This is a genomic window from Streptomyces sclerotialus (assembly GCF_040907265.1).
Taxonomy (GTDB): domain Bacteria; phylum Actinomycetota; class Actinomycetes; order Streptomycetales; family Streptomycetaceae; genus Streptomyces; species Streptomyces sclerotialus.
The window spans coordinates 6,987,610-7,002,260 of sequence record NZ_JBFOHP010000002.1 but is presented as its reverse complement, the minus strand read 5'-3'; the positions used below and the strand labels follow the sequence as shown (position 1 = coordinate 7,002,260).

Here is a 14,651-nt window from a genome sequence, read left to right as displayed (position 1 = left end):
TGACGGCAACCACCGAGTCCACCGGACCCACCCAGGCCCCCGGGGCCGCCGGGGCCCTCGGGTCCATCGAGAGCAGGATCGCCGGGGAGCTCGGCGTGCAGGAGCGGCAGGTGAAGGCCGCGGTCGAACTGCTCGACGGCGGCTCGACCGTGCCGTTCATCGCCCGGTACCGCAAGGAAGCGACGGAGATGCTCGACGACGCGCAGCTGCGCGCGTTGGAGGAGCGGCTGCGCTACCTGCGGGAGCTGGAGGAGCGCCGGACGGCGATCCTGGAGTCCGTACGGTCCCAGGGGAAGCTGGACGCGGCGCTGGAGGCGCAGATCCGGAGCGCGGAGTCCAAGGCGCGTCTGGAGGACATCTACCTGCCGTTCAAGCCCAAGCGGCGGACGAAGGCCCAGATCGCCCGTGAGGCCGGTCTGGAGCCGCTCGCGGACGGCCTCCTGAGCGACCCGTCCGTGGAGCCGCAGGCGGCCGCCGCGGCGTTCGTGGACGCGGACAAGGGCGTGGCCGATCCGGCCGCGGCCCTCGAAGGCGCGCGGGCCATCCTCACGGAGCGGTTCAGTGAGGACGCCGATCTCATCGGCGAGCTGCGCGAGCGGATGTGGACCCGCGGGCAGGTGGCCTCGAAGGTCCGCGAGGGCAAGGAGGAGGCGGGTGCGAAGTTCGCCGACTACTTCGACTTCGCCGAGCCGTTCACGGAACTGCCCTCGCACCGCGTCCTGGCCCTGTTCCGCGGCGAGAAGGAGGAGACCCTCGACCTCTCGCTGGAACCGGAGACCGAGCCGTCCGAGGGCCGCACGTCGTACGAGCAGAGCATCGCGCAGCGCTTCGGCATCGCCGACCGCGGCCGCCCGGCCGACGGCTGGCTGCTGGACACCGTGCGCTGGGCCTGGCGCACCCGCGTCCTGGTCCACCTCGGCATCGACCTGCGGCTGCGGCTGCGCCAGGCCGCCGAGGACGAGGCGGTACGGGTCTTCGCCGCCAACCTCCGCGACCTGCTGCTGGCGGCGCCGGCCGGCACCCGCGCCACGATGGGCCTGGACCCCGGCTTCCGCACGGGCGTGAAGGTCGCCGTCGTGGACGCGACCGGCAAGGTGGCCGCGACCGACACGATCTACCCGCACGTGCCGCAGCAGAAGTGGGACGCCGCGCTGGCCACTCTGGCGAAGCTCGCCCGTGAGCACAACGTGGAGCTCATCGCGATCGGCAACGGTACGGCGTCGCGCGAGACGGACAAGCTGGCCGCCGACCTGATCGCGGCCCAGCCGGAGCTGAAGCTGACGAAGGTGATGGTCTCCGAGGCGGGCGCCTCGGTGTACTCCGCCTCCGCCTTCGCCTCCCAGGAGCTGCCCGACCTGGACGTGTCGCTGCGCGGCGCGGTCTCGATCGCGCGCCGCCTCCAGGACCCGCTGGCCGAACTGGTCAAGATCGACCCCAAGTCGATCGGTGTCGGCCAGTACCAGCACGACCTGTCCGAGGTGAAGCTCTCGCGCTCCCTCGACGCGGTCGTCGAGGACTGCGTGAACGGCGTCGGCGTGGACGTCAACACCGCCTCGGCGCCGCTGCTCTCCCGGGTCTCCGGCATCGGCTCGGGCCTGGCCGAGAACATCGTGGCGCACCGCGACGCCAACGGCCCGTTCCGTACCCGCAAGGCGCTCAAGGACGTGGCGCGGCTGGGCCCGAAGGCGTACGAGCAGTGCGCGGGCTTCCTCCGTATCCGCGGCGGCGACGACCCGCTGGACGCCTCCAGCGTGCACCCCGAGGCCTACCCCGTGGTGCGACGGATCGTCACTGCGGCGGGCAACGACGTGCCCTCGCTGATCGGCAACACCGCCGTGCTGCGCACCCTGAAGCCGGCCGACTTCGTGGACGACTCCTTCGGCCTGCCGACCGTGACGGACATCCTGAGCGAGCTGGAGAAGCCGGGGCGCGACCCGCGGCCCGAGTTCAGGACGGCCACCTTCAAGGAGGGCGTCGAGAAGATCGGCGACCTGCGGGCCGGGATGCTCCTGGAGGGCGTCGTCACGAACGTCGCCGCCTTCGGGGCGTTCGTGGACATCGGCGTCCACCAGGACGGTCTCGTCCACGTCTCGGCGATGTCGAAGACGTTCGTGAAGGACCCGCGGGACGTGGTGAAGCCGGGCGACATCGTGCGCGTGAAGGTGCTCGACGTCGACATCCCGCGCAAGCGAATCTCGCTGACGCTCCGGCTGGACGACGACCACAGCGCCGGTGCCCAGAGCGGGCAGGGCGGCCGTGGCGGGCGGCGCGAGGAGCGCGGCGGCGGCAACCGCGGCGGCACCCCGCGGCAGCGTCAGGGCGGCCAGGGCGGCAACCAGGGGCGGCGCGACGGCGGCAACGGCCGCGGCGGACGCGGTGGCGGCCGGGACGCGGCCCCCGCGAACGGCGCGATGGCCGACGCCCTGCGCCGCGCGGGCCTGCTCGGCAAGGACGGCGGCGGGCGCTGAACCCGTAGGCGGCGGGCGCTGAACCCGTGGACGGCGGGCGCTGAACCCGTGGACGGCGGGCGCTGAACCCGTGGACGGCGGGCACTGAACCCGTGGACGGCGGGCGGTCGGGGCATACGTACGCTCCGACCGCCCGCCCCGTATGTCGCGCCCGCGCGTCCAGCCCGCGCCGCGCCCGTGGGCAGGCGCGGTGACCGGCGTCAGTCCTCGCCGACGTGCGTCAGCCGGTCGTCCCCGAGGCGGTGCTGGACGTCCTGGAGGAGGTCGCGGAGCAGCTCCGTCAGCCGTTCCTGCCGCTCCGGCGACAGCCCGTCGAGCAACTCGGCCTCCCGGTGGAGCACCTGGTCCACGGTCGCCTCGACGACCTCGTGTCCGGTCGCGGTCAGCGTGACCTCGACGGTGCGCGGACGCCCCTGCGCGGGCCCGCGGGACACCAGGTTCTCCCGTTCGGCACGGGCCACCCGCTGTGAGACGGCGCCGGCCGTGATCATGCTGCGGCGGCCGATCTCGCGGGTGCTGAGGGTGTAGGGCGGGCCGCTCCGCCGCAGCACGCTGAGCAGGTCCAGGGTGGCGGTGTCCACCCCGGCGGCGGCGAGGGTGCGGCGGCGGTCGTCGCCGAAGAGCTTGGCCAGCTGCCAGATGCTCGTGACGATGCCGATGGAGGACACGGGCGTACCCGGGCGCTCGCGCTCCCAAGCGGCGGCGATGTCGCGTACGGGGTCGGACGGAACCCTGCCCTCCTGCCGGCCGTCCTCGGTCGGCGTCTCGTTCTCCCTTGCCACGGCGCCCCTTCCTCCTGCTACGTTTAGCTCTAAATTTAGCTCTGAATGACTGTGAGGAGTTCAGCTTATGACACGCAACGTCCTGGTCACGGGCGGCAGCACGGGCATCGGCTGCGCGATCGCGCAGCACTTCGCCGAGCAGGGGGAGACGGTCGTCGTCACCGGCCGCCGCCCCGGTCCGCTCAAGGAGGCGGCGGACCGTACCGGCGCGCGGGCCGTGGTCTGCGACCACACCGATCCCGACGCGCTCACCCGGTTGCTCACCGAGCTGCCCGACAGCATCGACGTGCTGGTCAACAACGCGGGCGGAAACACCGACTTCGACACCGACGCGTCGTCGGACCTGGCGTCGTACGCCCGGGACTTCCGCGCCAACCTCGACGCCAACCTGGTCAGCGCCGCGCTGACGACGAAGGCCGTGGAGGAACGGCTCGCCGAGGGCGGCGCGGTGGTGCACATCGGGTCGATCGCCGCTGCCCGCGGAGGTGGTTCGTACGGCGCGGCCAAGGCCGGGCTGGCGACGTGGAACATCGATCTGGCCGGCGCCCTGGGGGCGCGCGGGATCACCGCCAACGTGGTCGCGCCCGGCTACATCGCCGGCACCGAGTTCTTCCGGGACCGGCTCACCGACGAGCGGCGTACCCAGCTGGTGACGGAGACCGCCGTCGCCCGGCCCGGCTCCCCCGCCGACGTGGCGGGCGCGGTGGCGTTCCTCGCCTCCCCGGCGGCGCGGCACATCACGGGACAGGTACTGCACGTCAACGGCGGCGCGCTCACCACCCGATAAGGCCGACGCAACGCGCTCGCCACCCGATGGGGAGACGGGCACCGCGCCCGATACGGGGACAGGCACCGCGCCCGATGAGGCACGGGGCGCGGCGCCTCGATGAGGCGACGGGCGCGGCACCCCAGGGGCGTGAGGAACGCGCATACCCGAAGAGGCGAGCGGGGCCGCCCCGGTGAAGCGAGCGGCGCCGCACCTCGTAGGCCTCGGGCGCCGCGTCCCCGTACGCCTCAGACCGCCCCCGCGTACCCCCGCAAGCGGTCCAGTTCGGACGCCACGTCGCTGAGGGTGGCGCAGTCCGGTGCGGAGTCCAGGGTGGGCGGTGCCAGCGGGCGGGGGCGGTGGCGGCGCGGTGCGTCCAGCGCCGCCGCCATGTCCGTCAGCACCGCGCACAGCCGCTGGGCGTCCTCCTCGCTGGGCCGCTGCGCCCCCTGGTCCAGCCGGACGGCCGCCGCGGTGGTCGCGTCCACGATGCGCTCGGCGGCCTTGACGACGGTCGGCCAGTCGGGGGCGCCGCTGCGGTGCGCCAGCAGCTCGGCCGCCGCGGTCTCGGCGGCCGTACGCGCCTCGCCCAGCGCCCGGTACGCGGCCCGGCGGAGGGCCAGCCGCTCCCCCGTGTCCGTACCGGGCTCGGTGGCGAGCACCTGCCGCAGATACTCCTCCGTGCAGCGCAGCGCGGCGCCCACGCGCGGCCCGACCCGGCGGCGGGGATCGGCCAGCCGCGGCAGATGACCGACGACGAGCACGATGAGGCAGGCGATCGAGGTGTCGACGATCCGCTCGGGCGCCGCCTCCGGCGCGCCGCTGACGTGGACGAACGACAGGACCATCAGCGTGATGGCCACGGTCTGCAGGGCGAAGTGCCGGGTCGCGAACGGCAGCAGCGCGCCGCCCGCCGTGGCCATCACCACCGGCCACCACGCGCCGGGCAGCACCAGCCCGGCGGCGGCGAAGACCAGCACGCCGCAGGCGGTACCGGCGAACCGGTTGACCGTACGGGAGAACAGCGGTCCGAGGTCGGGCTTGACGAGGAACGTCGCGGTGGCGGGCAGCCAGTACCAGTGCTCGGCACGCAGCGCGAGCGCCATGGCGGTGCAGGCCGCGATGCAGAGGCCGACCCGCAGCCCGTAGTCGCGCCCGGCCGGCCCGAAGACGCGGCGGCCGGGACCGCGGCGCCACGCGAACACGCCCGCGACGCCCCGCGCGAAGGAGGCCCAGCGTCCGGTGTCGAAGGCCGCGCGCGACCCGGAGGAGGCCCAGGCACCGCTCTCCTCCGGTGCCGTGCGCTCGCCGGTGTCCGCGTCCTCCTCCGCAGGCGCGCCGGGCCCCCCGAGGGCCGGGCGCACCCCCCGGAGGAGCCGCTCGTCCGCCGCTCCCGCAGGGCTCCCGCCGGCCGGCGGCTGGGTACGGGCGAAGACCACCGCCGCGTCCAGCAGCGCCCGGTCGAAGGCGCTGCGCGCGGGCGTGGAGCTCTCGGGCGCCGGCAGCCGGCCGGGCGGCCGCCCGGTCCGCAGTGCGGTGGCGAGGGCCCGCGGCCCCTCGGTCACCCGGGCGGGCAGCGGCTTCGCCTCCCAGAGCAGGGCGACGCTGGCCTCGCACAGCGTGGTGGCGGCGGCGAAGCGCTCGATGAGCCGGCGTTCGTCCGTGCGGGGCCTGCGGCGCAGCAACCGGCGCAGCCGCATGGCCTCGTCGGCCCGGTCCAGGGCCGTGGTCAGCCGGCGCCTGGCCGGTTCGGCGCCCGGCGTGCCGACCGCGGTCAGCGCCTCGGCCAGCGCGTCGAAGACGGTGGCGACGGCCGCGCGCTCGCCGCTGAGCGAGCCGCCCGGCGGCCGGGGCGAGCGCAGCACCAGCCGCAGCAGGAGCAGCCAGCCGGCGCCGACCAGCGTCAGCAGGGCCTTGGTCCACGGCTCCAGCTGGGGCAGCGGCATGCCCGCACCGAGGATCGCGGCGGCGAGCATCTGCATGCCGGCGGTGGAGCGTACGGGCCCGGCGACGCTGCCGGCGCCGGAGACGAAACCGATGCCGAAGAGGGCGAGCACCAGCCACCAGCCGACGCCCGACAGCGAGGCGCCGACGAGCATGCCCAGGGCCACGGCCAGCGCGGGCAGCCCGATGTGCAGGATGCCCTTGCGCCGGGTGCCCGGCCGGTCGTTGACGCCGGCGAGCATCGAGCCCAGACCCGCGAGCACCCCTGCGGCCGGGTGGCCGGTGGCGACGCCGGCGCCCAGCAGCGGTCCGGCGCACAGCGCCCCTCTGACCACCGCGGCCCAGGGGACGGGCAGCCGCTGCCAGCGGAAGGGGTGGGCGAGCCAGACGGGTACGGCGCGGGGCATGGGCCTCCTCGAGTCGGCTGCGTACGAATGGGGCGAGGTTTCGCCGCGTACGGGTGCGGACGGTCCGTGGGGCGTCGTCGGCCGACGGTGTGCTGCTACCAGCCTAAGGTCCCGGTTTGTCCTGGTCACTGCCAGAGGGTTAACCCAAGATCACAAAATGCCGTACGGGCTCCGGATACGGTCCTCGTATGACGAACGACGTGATCGTGATCGGGGCCGGGGTCACCGGGCTGACCTGCGCCGTCCGGCTCGCCGAGGCGGGCCGGACGGTACGGGTGCGCAGCCGGGACCGGGCGGAGGGAACGACGTCCTCGGTGGCGGGCGGGCTGTGCTGGCCGTACCGCATCCTCCCGGAGGAGTCCGCTGTCGCATGGTCGGTGCGCGGCTACGAGGCGCTGAGCGAGCTCGCCGGGACCGACGGCACGGGCGTGCGGATGGCGACGGGCACGATGGCGGCGGCGTCGGTACCGGAGCGCTGGCGGACGGCCGTACCGGGGCTGCGCGCCGCGCGCCCCGAGGAGCTGCCCGCCGGCATATCCGAGGGTCTGCGGGCCCGTACCCCTCTGGTGGCGATGGACGCGCACCTCGCGTACCTGGAGCGGCGGCTGGCCGCGGCCGGGGGCACGGTGGAGCGGCGTCCGGCCGGCTCCCTGGAGGCCCTCGCGCGGGAGGCCGGAGCGGTGGTGAACTGCTCGGGCCTGGGCGCCCGGGAGCTGGTGCCCGACCCGTCCGTGCGCCCCGTACAGGGCCAGCTCGTGGTCGTCGAGAACCCCGGCGTCGAGGAGTGGTTCGTCGATGCCGACGGCCACGCGGACACCACGACGTACGTGCTGCCGCAGCCGTACGGTGTGGTGCTCGGCGGGACCGCCGTGGAGGGCGCGTGGTCCACCGAGCCCGATCCGGCGGTCGCCGACGCGATCGTGGCGCGCTGTGCCCGCATCCACCCCGCGCTGGCCGAGGCGCGGATCCTCGCGCACCGGGTGGGGCTGCGTCCGGCCCGGCCCGCGGTGCGCCTGGAGGCCGAGCGGCTGCCCGGTGGCGGTCTGCTCGTGCACAACTACGGGCACGGCGGCGCGGGCGTCACCGTGGCGTGGGGCTGCGCGGACGAGGTGGTGCGGCTGCTGGACGCGGCGGCCTGAGCCTCCCCGGACGCGCCGGAGCGGAGGGCCGTGGCGGCCCTCCGCTCCGGTGACGCGGACGGCGGTGGCACGGGCACCGCCGGCGCGTCCGCGCGGTTCAGTCCTTCCCCGTGCCCGCCGGCCCGGGTCCGTCCTTGTCCGTGACGACCGTCGCCTCCTGTCCCGAACCGCCGTTGGCCGGTCCGATCCGGATCTCGAAGTCGCCCTCGTACTTCTCGTGTCCGGCCACGACCGCGGCCTCGATGACCTCCTCGCCGATCTGCCCGCGGACGATGAGCGGGTCGCTCCGCAGGTCCTTCAGCAACGCCCAGCACATCATGATCATGACTAGTGTGAACGGTGCGGCCACCAGGATCGTGAGGTTCTGCAGACCCGTGAGCGCGTCGCCGCTGCCGCCGCCGATGAGCAGCATGATCGCGGCCACCGCGCCGGTGACCGTGCCCCAGAAGATCACGACGGGCCGGGTCGGCTCCATCGTGCCCTTCTGCGACAGGGTGCCCATGACGATGGACGCGGCGTCCGCGCCGGACACGAAGAAGATGCCGACCAGGATCATGACAAGCACGCTCATGAGCGTGGCGACCGGGTACTGGTGCAGCACGTCGAAGAGCTGGCCCTCCACGGAGGAGGCGTCCGACAGCTTCTTGTGCTCCTTCAGGAACATCGCGGACTGCCCGAAGATCGCGAACCAGATGAGGCTCACGACGCTGGGCACCAGGATGACGCCGCCGACGAACTGACGGATCGTCCGGCCCCGGCTGATGCGCGCGATGAACATGCCCACGAAGGGCGTCCAGGAGATCCACCACGCCCAGTAGAAGACCGTCCAGCTGCGCAGCCAGGCGTCGACGCCCTCACCGCTGCTGGCGCCCGTACGGCCGGCCATCTGCGGCAGTTCGTCGAAGAACGTGGCCACACCGGTGGGCACCATGTTCAGGATGAGGATGGTCGGCCCCGCGACGAACACGAAGACGGCCAGGATCAGCGCCAGCACCATGTTGATGTTGGACAGCCACTGGATGCCCTTGGCGATGCCGGAGACCGCGGAGAGGATGAAGGCGATCGTCAGCACGGTGATGATGACGACCAGCAGGGTCGTGCTGACGCTCTCCTTCCAGCCGAGCACCTTGATGCCGCTGCCGATCTGCAGCGCCCCCAGACCCAGCGAGGCGGCCGAGCCGAAGAGCGTCGCGAAGATCGCGAGGATGTCGATGACCCGGCCGCCCGCGCCGTTGGCCCGCCGCTTCCCGATCAGCGGGGTGAACACGGCACTTATGGTCTGTCTGCGGCCCCGCCGGAAGGTGCTGTAGGCGATGCCGAGACCGACCACCGCGTAGATCGCCCACGGGTGCAGCGTCCAGTGGAACAGCGTGGTGGCCATCGCCGTGTCCATGGCCTGCGCGGCGTCCCGGGGGTGGGTGCCCGGCGGATGGGTCGTGAAGTGCCCCAGCGGCTCGCTCACGCCGTAGAACATCAGGCCGATGCCCATGCCGGCGCTGAACATCATCGCGATCCAGGAGACCGTGCGGAACTCGGGCTGTTCGCCCTCCCTTCCGAGGGTGATGCGCCCGTACTTGCTGATGGCCAGCCAGATCGCGAAGATCACAAAGCCGGACGCGGCCAGGACGAAGGCCCATCCGCCGTTCTTGATGAGCCAGTCGAGCATCGTGCTCGATGCGTTCTCGAGTGACTTGGTGGAGGTGGCACCCCAGACGATGAAGGCCAGGGTGAGCAGTGCCGTGACGCCGAAGACCACACGGTCGGTCCGGGCGGGGCGGGCACGTTGCGACTCCGTGGGCAGGTCGATCAGGGGCGTCGCCCCGCTCCCGCCCTCCGGTTCGTTCTCTCTGTCCGTCACGTGGTGACCTTTCGATGGGCTGGATTTCCCCTAGCCATTACCCCTTACCACGCTTCAACACCTGGATGAGGGCTTCGCGACCGTAAGGTGATCTGCGGACCGCCCGTCCAGCAGCAGGGGCACCAGCGCCCTCAGGGGCTGCCGCAGCCGGACGAAAGCACCCGCACCGTCGCGTTCCACCCGCACCCCGTGAAGCGCCAGCTCGTCCCCGGCTTCCGCGTACGCCTCGCCGTCCAGCCGGTAGCCGCACGGCGGGTCCTGGATGACCTCCTCGTCGGTTGCCGGGTCGTTGTCGGCACCGCCGAGGTACACAGGTCCGCGGTCGGCGTAGCCCGCCAGCCGCGCCGTGGTGGTGGCCGTCTCGATCCGGCCACGGCGCTCCCCGAGGAAGGCGAAGGCGCCCTTCAGCCCGGCGAGCTGGGACTCCACCCGGCGCCGGTTGTTGACGGCGGGGTCGTCCTTCTCGGCCTGGGTGAGCGGCGTGGTACGGGTCTCGACGAGCAGGCCGACGGAGTTCTTCACCCCCGACGTGTTGCGCAGGATGCGCGCCTGGCCGTCCCCCGCCACCTGCTTGACCGGCTCCCCGGTCTCCGGGTCGGTCCAGATGCCGTAGATGCCGGTGCTGAAGCCGCTGTCCTCGACGGTGGGGCGTACGTACCGCTCGGACAGCGTGCCGGCCTCTTCGTGCACCGCGTGCGCGGTATTGAGGTTGCGCGGCCACAGGGACAGCAGATCCTTGTCGTAGTACGGCGGGGTGGCACCGTACTCGTGCAGGTCGTACACGGTGTCCGGACGGTAGTCGCGGATCACGCGGGCCATGGTGCGGGCCTCGGCCGTCTTCAGGGCGAGGTGGTCGCGGTTGATGTCCACGCCGTCGGAGTTGCCGCGGGTGTTCGCGGCGCGGCCGTCGGGGTTGGCGGTAGGGATCACCAGGACGCTGGTACGGGCCAGGAAGCGGCGGGTCGCGTCGTCGGTGGCGTAGGCGAGGTCACGGACGGTGGACAGGCACGCCTCGCGGCCCGAGGGCTCGTTGCCGTGCTGGGAGCAGATCAGCAGGACGGAGTTGCCGTGCCGTACACGGTCGGCGGAGGGGGGCTGTGCGGCGCCGATGCGGACGAGCTGGAGCGGCCGGCCCTGCTTCGTCGAGCCGATGCGGTCGACGCGCAGGCGCGCGCTCTCCCGGTCGGCGCGGGCGAGGAGGTCCTGTTCCTCGGCCTGGGTGGTCCAGCGGGCGCCGTCGCTCTCCTCGAAGCCGGTACGCGGCCCTTCCTGGGCGGCGGCGACGGCCGGGGCCGGGCCGGCGAGGAAGGTCGCGGTGAGCGCCGTGGTGACGGCGCCGAGCAGCACGGTGCGGAATCTGTACCTCACGAAGCGGTGTCTCCCTTGAGCGGTTCGGACACGGTTCTCCGGGGCGGGCCGTCCCTGTGCGGTGCGGCCCGCCCCGAGGGTCAGCGGGCGGCCGGCACGGGACGGCCCGGGCGCGGCGCCTCCAGGCCGTCGAGCGGCCCCGCCCCGGTGCGCGGTGCGCGCGGCTCCCCGGAGAGGGCGTGCGCGGCACCCGTGAGGGGCAGCTCGGCCTTGGTGCGGGACAGGTCGAGAGTGAGGGTCGGCCTCGTGGACGGCGGGTCGATGAGCCCGGCGTCGGTGCCCCCGACGATCAGCGCGAGCCGGTGCCCGGCGGGTACGACGTGGTCGGTAGCGGCCAGGTCCAGGGTGATCGTGTACGGCTTCCCGGGTGTCAGCCGGCGGCCCTTGTCGGGATCGGCGTACGTACCGAGGTCGGCCCAGCCGCGGCTGAGGACGGTCTGCTGCACCTTCGCGGTGTCGGCCGCGGTCTCCTTGTAGCAGGCGCTGTCACCGTCCCGGCTCGCGCCCCAGCAGGTGCGCCGGTCCAGTGTCACGATGCCTTCGCCCGGGCCCGTGTAGTCGCGGATGGCGGCGGGCCCGAGGTCGGCCAGGACGGCCGAGAGGTGGGCCGTGCCGGTGGAGGGCGTGGCGGTCACGGTGACCTGTCCAGCGCCGGAGAGGCGCAGCGGTGCGGCCAGCGGCGCGGTACTGAACGCGACCTTGGCCGCGGTCGGTTCGTCGGCGTGCGCCGCCCAGTCGGTCTCGCTCAGCTTCGGGTCGTCGGTGAAGGTCTCGGTGGCACCGGACGGCGCCGGCCTGGTCCCGAGCACCCCGACACCGGGCTGCTCGCCCTTGCCGGGCCGCAGGGTCGTACGGACGGCCGTGCCGGCCGCGGGCCAGACGCGGTCCGTCGACCACTTCCCCGGGGCGCGTTCGACGTCGGCCATCGGAGCGCGGTCGATGCCGTTCTCGTAGCCCAACAGGTAGTGGTCGAACCACCGGTGCAGCGTCGGCACCCAGTCGGCCCGCCGGAAGTCGAAGGGGTCGACGTGGCCGGTCTGCGAGAGCCAGATCTTTCGCTCGACGCCGTGCTTCGCGAGCGCGTCCCACCACTGCCCGAAGTGCTTGGTGCGGACATTGAGGTCCTGCATGCCGTGCACCACGAAGACACTCGCCTTCACCTTGTGCGCGTCCTTCACGTAGTCGCGCGCGTCCCACAGGCCGGTCCGGTCGCCGCTTCGGGGGGCGCCGTCGACGAGCTCCTTCTGTACGGCGGCGCACCGCGTACGGGCCGCGGGGCTCTCGACGTGGTCGGACAGCCACTCGGGGCCGGAGTCGTAGAGCGGGGCGCCCTGGGAGAAGTAGTAGTCGTACCAGGAGGAGATGGCGCCGATGGGCACGATGGTCCTGAGGTTCGGCACGCCGGTGGCGGCCACGCCGTTGGCCACGGTGCCGTCGTAGCTCTTGCCGATCATGCCGGTCCTGCCGTTGGACCAGCCCGCGATGACCCGTTTCCCGCCCGTGGGGGCGTCGTAGGCGCGGGCACGGCCGGCCAGCCAGTCCACGACGGCCTTGGCGGACTGCACGTCGGAACGGCCGCCGACGTCCACGCAGCCGTCGGAGCGGTTGGTGCCGGCCAGGTCGACCAGGACCGTCGCGTAACCGCGCGGCACGAAGTAGTTGTCGTAGAAGAGCGGGAACTGCACGGGGCGGCCGTCGGCGTCGTAGGTCTTCTTCTGGCTCTCGTTGCCGCGGCCGCAGCAGGAGTAGTACGGGCTCGCGTCCATGATCACGGGTATCCGGCGGCCCTGCTCGGCCGGTCCGCGCGGCCGGACGATGTCGACGGCGACCCGGTCGGTCCTGCCGTCCGAGTCGCCGTCCAGCTTCGTGTCCACCCACACCGATTCGCGGATGGCGCGGTCGTAGGAGTAGACGGGTCTGCTCTCCCCGGGGACTGCGGCCCGCGGCCCTCCGGGTGCGGCGGCCCGCGGCCCTTCGGGGGCGGCCTGCGCGGTGCCTCCGGGCGGCAGCAGCACGGCCAGGAGAGCGGCGGTGGCCGCCACGACGAACGCTTGCCACGGTATGCGGCCCAGCCGCGTGCGTATGGTCACCCGCCGGACCGTAGCGCGGGGTCCTGGGGACGCGTAAGGGTGTGGCGGGGACGGAAGTGACCATGACGGCCTGATGTCGGTCATGTGTCAGATATGGCCATGCACCTGACGTGAGACGCGCCAGTACATAGGGTCGGAGGCGACCCCGACCAGGGGCGGCACCACCCCCCACGAAGGCCGGAACCTTCCGGCCTCACCGACGAGTTGGAGGACTCGTGCGTCACAGACTCCTCGTGCCGGGCGCGGCCGCGCTCAGCCTGCTGCTGGCGATCCCGGCATCGGCTGCCGACTACTCCCCCGGCGCGCCCGGTGCGGGCGACTCCTACTACCCCGAGAGCGGCAACGGCGGGTACGACGTCTCGCACTACGACCTGCGCCTGAAGTACCAGCCGAAGACGGACCTGCTGGAGGGCACCGCGACGCTGCTCGCGAAGACCACCCAGGACCTCTCCCGCTTCAACCTCGACTTCGGCCTGAAGGTCAGCGAGGTACGCGTCAACGGCAAGAAGGCGGCCTTCAAGGCCTCCGGCAAGCACGAGCTGGAGGTGACGCCGGCCGCGCCGCTGCCCAAGGGCAAGGACGTCAGCGTCGTCGTGCGGTACGCGGGCAAGCCCTCCGAGCTGAAGATCGACGGCTTCACGGCGTGGGCCCGCACCCCCGACGGCGGCGTGGTCGCGCAGGAGCCGGACGCGGCGGTGTGGTGGTACCCGAGCAACGACCACCCCACCGACAAGGCCACGTACGACATCTCGGTGGCCGTGCCGGACGGCACCCAGGCACTCAGCAACGGCGTCCTGCTCTCGCAGTCCTCCAAGCTCGGCTGGACGCGCTACAACTGGCGCTCGGACAAGCCGCAGGCGACGTACCTGACGACGCTCGCGGTCGGCAAGTTCGACATCACCAAGGACACCACGGCGAACGGCCTGCCGGTCATCAACGCCGTCAGCAAGGACCTCGGCAGCAACGAGGGCGCCGCGAAGGCCAGCATCGAGCGCACCACCGAGGTCGCGGAGTGGCTGGAGACCGTCTTCGGCCCGTACCCCTTCAACGCGCTCGGCGGGTACGTGCCGAACGTCCCGGCGGGCTACGCGCTGGAGACCCAGACCCGCCCGTTCTACGGCAAGAAGGCGTTCGACGCGGGCACCAACGTCTCCGTCGTCGTGCACGAGCTGGCCCACCAGTGGTACGGCGACAGCGTGTCCCTGAAGGACTGGAAGGACATCTGGGTCAACGAGGGCTTCGCGCGCTACAGCCAGTGGCTGTGGTCGGAGAAGGAGGGCGAGGGCACCGCGCAGGAGCTGGCGGACTACGTCTACGACCGGCACCCGGCCGACGACGCCTTCTGGACGGTGAAGCCGGGCGACCCGGGCCCGGAGAACCAGTTCGACATAGCGGTCTACGACCGGGGCGCGCTGGCCCTCCAGGCGCTGCGCAACAAGCTCGGCGACAAGACCTTCTTCTCGATCCTCAAGTCCTGGCCGACGGCGAACAAGTACGGCAACGCCTCGGTCGCCGACTTCGTGAAGTTCGCCGAGGAGAAGTCCGGCAAGCCGCTCGCCGGCTTCTTCGACACCTGGCTGTACCAGGCCGCCAAGCCGTCGGCACCGGCGGCGAAGGGCGCGTCCGTAGCGGCCGCGAAGACCGCGGCGAAGCAGCCGAAGTCCTGGAAGTCCATCGCGGCGACGAACGACGTCCACGCACACGGAGACGTCCACACGCAGGACGGGCACCGGCCGGAGTAGATCTTCCCGTCGGCCGGCGGTTACCAGAAGGTAATCGCGCCTGATTGGATGTGCGGCGCCGGATCAACCCCACACCCCCACAGGGAG

9 protein-coding genes are annotated in these 14,651 nt (G+C 72.8%); 4 read left to right on the top strand and 5 right to left on the bottom strand.

Going from position 1 to position 14,651, the window contains the following annotated elements; genetic code table 11:
* The first annotated feature begins 65 nt into the window (after nucleotides 1-65).
* Nucleotides 66-2,468, top strand: a complete 2,403-nt coding sequence (locus AAC944_RS30820; protein WP_037772915.1) for a Tex family protein — start codon at nucleotides 66-68, stop codon at nucleotides 2,466-2,468.
* Nucleotides 2,469-2,668: 200 nt separating this feature from the next.
* On the opposite strand, the gene AAC944_RS30815 is transcribed toward AAC944_RS30820, so the two are convergent.
* On the bottom strand, nucleotides 2,669-3,250 hold the full coding sequence (locus tag AAC944_RS30815; protein ID WP_030620729.1) for a MarR family winged helix-turn-helix transcriptional regulator: 582 nt from the start codon (nucleotides 3,248-3,250) through the stop codon (nucleotides 2,669-2,671).
* 67 nt (nucleotides 3,251-3,317) lie between these two features.
* Between AAC944_RS30815 and AAC944_RS30810 the strand changes: the two genes are divergently transcribed.
* Nucleotides 3,318-4,037 carry an SDR family NAD(P)-dependent oxidoreductase gene (locus AAC944_RS30810; RefSeq protein ID WP_030620726.1) on the top strand — a complete coding sequence of 240 codons (720 nt, stop codon included), beginning with the start codon at nucleotides 3,318-3,320 and terminating at the stop codon, nucleotides 4,035-4,037.
* A gap of 227 nt (nucleotides 4,038-4,264) precedes the next feature.
* Here the strand turns inward: AAC944_RS30810 and AAC944_RS30805 are convergent, their stop codons facing one another.
* Entirely contained in the window at nucleotides 4,265-6,367 is a 2,103-nt protein-coding gene (locus tag AAC944_RS30805) for an FUSC family protein (RefSeq protein WP_030620723.1), read from the bottom strand.
* Nucleotides 6,368-6,555: 188 nt separating this feature from the next.
* On the opposite strand from AAC944_RS30805, the gene AAC944_RS30800 reads away from it, so the two are divergent.
* Entirely contained in the window at nucleotides 6,556-7,506 is a 951-nt protein-coding gene (locus AAC944_RS30800) for an FAD-dependent oxidoreductase (protein ID WP_030620719.1), read from the top strand.
* 97 nt (nucleotides 7,507-7,603) lie between these two features.
* Here the strand turns inward: AAC944_RS30800 and AAC944_RS30795 are convergent, their stop codons facing one another.
* The 3 genes from AAC944_RS30795 to AAC944_RS30785 form a co-directional block, all read right to left on the bottom strand.
* A complete protein-coding gene (locus tag AAC944_RS30795; RefSeq protein ID WP_030620716.1) occupies nucleotides 7,604-9,316 on the bottom strand; it encodes a BCCT family transporter in 1,713 nt (570 codons plus the stop codon).
* Nucleotides 9,317-9,418: 102 nt separating this feature from the next.
* Nucleotides 9,419-10,732, bottom strand: coding sequence for a M14 family metallopeptidase (locus AAC944_RS30790; protein ID WP_037772885.1), 1,314 nt, complete (start codon nucleotides 10,730-10,732; stop codon nucleotides 9,419-9,421).
* Between the two features lie 80 nt (nucleotides 10,733-10,812).
* Nucleotides 10,813-12,906 (bottom strand): Xaa-Pro dipeptidyl-peptidase, encoded by a 2,094-nt coding sequence (locus AAC944_RS30785; RefSeq protein ID WP_078888814.1) that lies wholly within the window; start codon nucleotides 12,904-12,906, stop codon nucleotides 10,813-10,815.
* 131 nt (nucleotides 12,907-13,037) lie between these two features.
* Between AAC944_RS30785 and AAC944_RS30780 the strand changes: the two genes are divergently transcribed.
* Nucleotides 13,038-14,564: a M1 family metallopeptidase gene (locus AAC944_RS30780; RefSeq protein WP_030620708.1), complete on the top strand. Its 1,527-nt coding sequence runs from the start codon at nucleotides 13,038-13,040 to the stop codon at nucleotides 14,562-14,564.
* Nucleotides 14,565-14,651: the final 87 nt, after the last annotated feature.